The 5846-nt window shown below is 36.3% G+C and carries 1 protein-coding gene and 1 pseudogene; both read right to left on the bottom strand.

All coding sequences use genetic code 11. The annotated features are described in order from the left end of the window. Nucleotides 1–2898 (bottom strand): annotated as a pseudogene (locus C4S35_RS15575) (hypothetical protein); the annotation flags it as partial. A gap of 1316 nt (nt 2899–4214) precedes the next feature. Then, nucleotides 4215–5846, bottom strand: a 1632-nt coding sequence (locus tag C4S35_RS04900) for a T9SS type A sorting domain-containing protein (protein ID WP_146059513.1), incomplete at its 5' end; no start/stop codon positions are given.

Here is a 5846-nt window from a genome sequence, read left to right as displayed (position 1 = left end):
GTTTCCGCCATTACTTGCAAGCCAAGAGAATGTACCTCCTGTTGTTGTAGAGGAACCGCTCAAGGATATTGAAGTAGTGGTACAATTCAATACTTCGTCTGCACCAGCATTGGCATTTGGTAAGTTAGCATCGAGAGTCACTAAGGCTACATCAGTGGCAGTACATCCATTTATTGGATCAGTAACCGTTAACGCATAAGTACCCGCTGCGTTCACCGTTGGTGCAGCCGTTGTAGCACCAGAAACGATGTTACCGCCATTACTTGCAAGCCAAGAGAATGTTGCGCCCATTGTTGTGGAGGAACCGCTCAAGGATATTGAAGTCAGAGTGCAAGTTAACATTTTGTCAGCTCCTGCATTAACATTCGGTACAGTATTGTTTAATATTAACACCGCTGCATCAGTAGAAGTACATCCATTCAATGGATTAGTAACAGTTAATGTATACGTACCAGCTGCGTTCACCGTTGGTGCAGACGTTGTAGCACCCGAAACGATGTTTCCGCCATTACTTGCAAGCCAAGAGAATGTTGCGCCTATTGTTGTAGAGGAACCACTGAGAGCTAATGAAGTAACAGTACAAGTTAACACTTTATCTGTTCCTGCATTAATATTCGGTACAGTACTATTTAATGTTACCAAGGCTATATCGGTGGCGGTGCATCCATTAATTGGATTGGTGACAGTTAACGTATATGTACCCGTCGCGTTCACCGTTGGAGTTGCTGTTGTAGCACCAGAAACGATGTTTCCGCCATTACTTGCAAGCCAAGAGAATGTTGCGCCTGTTGTTGTTGTTGATCCGCTTAAAGCAATTGAAGTTGTTGTACAAGTCAATTCTTTGTCTGCTCCTGCATTTGCATTTGGTGTGGTATTGTTTAATGTTACCAAAGCAAGATCGGTAGCGGTACATCCATTAGTTGGATTGGTAACAGTTAACGTATATGTACCCGCCGCGTTCACCGTTGGAGTTGCTGTTGTAGCACCAGAAACGATGTTTCCACCATTACTTGCAAGCCAAGAAAATGTACCTCCTGTTGTTGTAGAGGAACCGCTTAAGGATATTGAAGTAGTGGTACAATTCAATACTTTGTCTGCACCTGCATTGGCATTTGGTAAATTAGCATCGAGAGTCACTAAGGCTACATCGGTGGCAGTGCATCCATTTATTGGATCAGTAACCGTTAACGTATAAGTACCTGCTGCATTTACCGTTGGTGCAGCCGTTGTAGCACCGGAAACGATGTTACCGCCATTACTTGCAAGCCAAGAAAATGTAGCGCCTGTTGTTGTAGAGGAACCACTTAAGGCTATTGAAGTAGTGGTACAATTCAACCCTTTATCAGCGCCAGCATTTGCATTTGGCGGCGTGGTGTTCGCTGTGACCAGGACCACATCTGTGGCGGTACATAGATTACTGACAGGACTAGTAACTGTTAAGGTATAAGTACCTGCTGCATTTACCGTTGGTGTGGCGGTATTTGCTCCGGAAACGATTTGGCCACCATTGGTTGGGACCCAAGAGAATATCGCCCCTAAGGTAGTTGAACTTCCGCTTAATGCAAGAGAAGTTGTGGTACAAGTTAAAATTTTATCTGCACCTGCATTGGCATTTGGAGTAAAATCCAAATTCAATTGAATTGGAGCTCCTGGAAAATCCTTTAATTCTGACTGAGATGAATTTCCTGAAGTCCTTGTTCTAATAAATAGTGTACTGATATTAATACAAGGTTTGTCAAGAAATTTGAATACCTGCGAAAGATTGATGGCTCCCTCAGCCCATTGATTAGGGGCATAGGTACCCGGAAACCCACTTCCATAGACATCAAATGGAACTGTAGTTGTTACATTGTTATTAGTAACAAAAATATTTCCTAAAAGCAGCGGGTCATTATTATTTAAAAGTTGATATTGCCACGTACCATTTACATTTGTCCAAGACTGGATTACGGCAGTAGCTTCACCCCCTCCTTGTGTAAATTGAATTGTTATTAATAGATCCCCTTCTGTACGGCCTCCGGTTGAAGCGGGGGCATCAGTATGAAATACACCGCTACCGCCATTGATTGCTGCAACACCGGTCTGCGCGTCAATGGGTCCATAAGTGGCTCCAGTCATGGTTAAGGGTGCTTGTAAAAACTCGAAATCGATGTAACTACTACCATTAATAGTTTGACGGTCACCCGCAAAAAGACACCACAAATCCTTACTAGATCCAGTGATAGCTTTAACAAGAACTTCGGAATCATCATATACTCCACCGGCCAACCCTTGCTCGCCATAACTAAAATGAGCACCACAATTTTGGGTTTCATTTTTATTAGGGGAAGTACCAGGGCCCCAAGCATAGGTGTTTGGATTATCATTAATTTTATTAGATTGGGTGAATATAGTAAAATCACCCGTGTAATTATCCTTTAGCTGATAGGTTACGGGAATACTCTGAGCGATAGGTGGATTTTGAATAGCACTTGGTTTGTAAAAAACATCTCCATTTTCTGGGTTAACTAGACCATGACCATCAATAGTTGGGTGAATCTTGTCAAACAAATCTCCTACAGTAAAATATATCGAAGGAGCACTATTAAAAAAATCAGGTTCATGAGCCCATGCATTACCATCAACTGCTGAACCTAATTTAGGGGTTGATACCGGCACTATCCCTTTAATGTTTTGAGCAGTGACTGTATAGCCCGTCATCATAATTGCCCCCAACATAAGAGACATTCGAAGTGATTTATGCCAAGAACAAGGCCATAATCTTAATAAAAAATCAATTGAACTTCTCTCATTAGATTTAGTTAAATCTAATTTAGAAAGGTTGTTTTTCGTTAAAAAGCAATTAGTTATTTTGCAATATAATATATTGAAAAACTCGAAAATAGTATTCTTTTTCATAATAAAAGTATTTTAGCACCATAGATTAGATATAAAAGAAAGTTTACAGATTTGGGAAATAAAAACTCATATAAAACATAATCCATCTTCATAAAAAAAATGAAGTCACCGTCATTAATAATGTTTTTATTAGCACAATAAAAACAAAATCTTCTTACCTAAACCAAAATCAATTTGTTGAAAATTTTTAATTATTTATTTTAAATAATTAGAATTAAATGATAATTAGAATTAAATTGAAAGCTTACATTTTGGAGAAATGTAACTGTCTGAAAATAAGCCATCTTCAATTAAAAAAAAGGAAGTTAACATTCATAAACAGGATATCATAAATGTGGAGAACCAAAATCATATCCCAAAAATTTATTAAAAAGTTGATTAACTAGAAACAACTTAATTATTTACTTATATTAAAATTAACCATTAAAATAAAAAAGGAAATAAAAACAAGTTTATACTCGTTTAAATTCCATTTTAATCGACAAATAACACCATGTATTAGGAAAATTAGTATGTAGATATAAATATTTTGTTTTATAACTATTTGATTAATAGTGTCTTACGCGTTAAAATTAAAAATAAATTAAACACAAATTTTCTTACTTTCAATACTCATTTCTTTTATTGTATTTATTGTATTAAAAAATAGCAGATTGGCTAAATTCTATTACTTTAAAATGAACTTTTTTTTGCTGTTTTTGAATTTTATTCGTTTTGTAACTAAATACAAAAGTGATTGTATTTTAATTAGACTATCCTGTTTAATATATCCTGTACTTAAAAATTAAGCACTATTTGAATTAAAAAGAAATTGATCCAATAGTTTACGGAAGTTTTAAAAAAAATCTAATAATAGAATTTTCATGAAACTAAGTAGAATAACAGTAAGATGATATTCTATTTTGTACTACTATCATAATTTTTATATTGGCGAAGCAAGAAGTATTTAATACATTTCATCTTATTGTAAAACCTATTAAAGGTCTTAAAAAGCAGGATTATTTCAATTACTATTTCAATCTAAAAAATAAGCTTTGTGCACTGGATTATTTAAAACATAGTTAATTTTATTAAATAGTGCTTAAGATTAAAAATTTAATTATTTATTTCAATTCAAAAGAAAAATACTATACAAAAATTTATGACGAATTCTTGTCTAAACTAAACTTTAAAACTCAGAATATACTTATTTTTTGTCATCAAAGCCATTACATAAAATTTAATTTTAAACAAAAAAAACCTCGAAAGTAAAAACTTTCGAGGTTAAAAATTCTAATCCTTCTCTATATTTTATAGGACTAGCTACATTTTAAAAATTATTTAGAAGACATTACTTTTTTCATGCTAGTTCCTCTATCAGTAGTCAGTTTCACAATATAAATCTGCTCTTGACCTTGATATGTATGAAGGTGTAACATGATTTCTTTGTTCAAATAACTATTTGTCTCCGTTTTTGAAAGTACTAAAATACCTTGTGCATTAAATACTTCAATTTTTACATCAGAGATATAATCGAAATCGTATCTGATTGTAAGGACATCTTTAAAAGGAACAGGGTAAGCTGTAAAATCAGCTGTCGGAGTTTTCGTAGCTATTGATCGTGCATTTGGATCACTAGGATTACGTAAAATAACCGTGCCTTTCAAGATACAATTATTCGCATCTTTAACCACCCATTTGTATTCTCCTGCAGGTAATTTGCTAAAGAAATTGGATGTTTGGTAAGTTGCACCATCATTTATAGAGTACATAAATGTACCTGTTCCGCCTATCGCATTCAACATAATTGAACCATCGGTCAACGCGTCACAACAAGAAGGATTTACTGCCGCTACTGATACCGCTATTAATGCCGGATTTAGTAAACTAACCGTTCCTTTCAAGATACAGCTATTGGCATCTTTTACCACCCATTGATAGCTTCCAGCAGTTAATCCGCTGAATACATTTGATGCTTGGTATGTTGTGCCGTCATTGGCAGAGTACATCAATATTCCTGTTCCTCCAGTTGCTGTTATGGTAAACGAACCGTCGGTTCCGCCATTACATTTAGGATCTGCAGGTGTTGCTGATGCTTCAATTTTTGTAGGATTAATTAAATTAACCGTGCCTTTCGTAATACATCCATTGGCCTCTTTTACCGCCCAGGCATATTGTCCTGCAACTAGTGCATTAAATACATTTGATGTTTGGTAAGAAAATCCATCATTTAGAGAGTACATCAATGAGCTTGTTCCTCCTGTAGCGTTCACCGTGATTGAACCATCAGCTCCACCGTTACATTTAGGATTCATTAACGTTGCTGAAATAATCACAGCTGGCGGAGTGGTTAAGATAAATGTACCTTTCAATAAACAGCCATTAGCATCTTTTACTCTCCATTTGTATTCACCGGCCACAAGCCCTGTAAACACATTGGATGCTTGATACGTCAAACCTTGATTTATGGAGTACGTTAGTATACCAGTTCCTCCCGAAGCAATAATTGTGATAGAACCGTCGGTTCCTCCGTTACATTTAGGATTCACAAGGACTGATGATGCAACTATCAAAGGTGGGTTGGTTAAAGTTACCGTGCCTCCTGTAAAGGTACATCCGTTGGCATCTCTTACAATCCAAGTATAGCTACCGGCCATAAGGCCTGTATATACTTTTGGAGACGTTTGTGCCACGAAGCCTGCACCATTGAAGTTCACCATGTATGGACTGGTTCCTCCACTGAATGTTAATGTAATTGAACCATCCGGTTCATTACAACATTTAGGATTTACTGGTGTTGTTGAAGCTACCAAAATTGTTGGTTGACCTACTACTTCTGAACCTTGAACAATACATCCGTTGGCATCTTTTACAATCCAAGTGTAACTGCCGGCCGTAAGGCCTGCATATACTTTTGGAGAACTTTGAGCCACGAAGCCTGCACCATTGAAGTTTACCATATAAGGACT

Origin of the sequence: Flavobacterium urumqiense, assembly GCF_900108015.1 — a bacterium.
GTDB classification, from domain to species: Bacteria; Bacteroidota; Bacteroidia; order Flavobacteriales; family Flavobacteriaceae; genus Flavobacterium; species Flavobacterium urumqiense.
The sequence above is the reverse complement of the archived record's forward strand: the minus strand, read 5'-3'. Positions and strand labels throughout refer to the sequence as shown.